General features: G+C 64.5%; 2 protein-coding genes. Both read left to right on the forward strand.

The window, feature by feature from the left end; genetic code table 11:
- Positions 1–324: exo-alpha-sialidase (locus ALO43_RS12485; protein ID WP_174518494.1), on the forward strand; the 324-nt coding region annotated here is incomplete at its 5' end.
- Between the two features lie 54 nt (positions 325–378).
- The coding region (locus ALO43_RS30100; RefSeq protein ID WP_157062292.1) for an SDR family NAD(P)-dependent oxidoreductase at positions 379–484 on the forward strand (106 nt) is incomplete at its 3' end.

The following is a 484-nucleotide window of genomic DNA, read 5'->3' on the forward strand; positions in this document are numbered from 1 at the left end:
TCGCTGTACGACGAAATCGAGGATGAGGGCGACGACCGCGTCACACCGGGCGCACGTCAGGACGGCAAGGCAGCGGTGTGGGGCATCCCCCGCGCACCGATGAGCCTGACGATCTCCCGCGACGGCGGGCACAGCTGGCCGACCCGGCTGGACCTGGAGCTGGGGGACGGCTTCTGCCTGACCAACAACTCGCAGGAAAAGCTCAATCGCGAGTTTTCCTACCCCAGCATCATTCAGGCCGCCGATGGCAGCCTGCACGTCGCGTTCACCTACTTCCCGCAGAAGATCAAGCATGTCCACCTGCCGCTGAACGCGATCCGCTGACCCACCCGCGTCGATTGGCCTGTTGCCGATCGACACCTTTGCGGAACCCATGTCATGCCCGAACCGATTCAGTCCGTACTCGTCACCGGTGCCAGCTCCGGCATCGGCAAAGCCATTGTCACGCGCCTGCTGGAACAGGGCCTGCAGGTCACCGGCTGTC

The organism is Pseudomonas tremae (assembly GCF_001401155.1).
In the GTDB taxonomy this organism is placed as follows: domain Bacteria; phylum Pseudomonadota; class Gammaproteobacteria; order Pseudomonadales; family Pseudomonadaceae; genus Aquipseudomonas; species Aquipseudomonas tremae.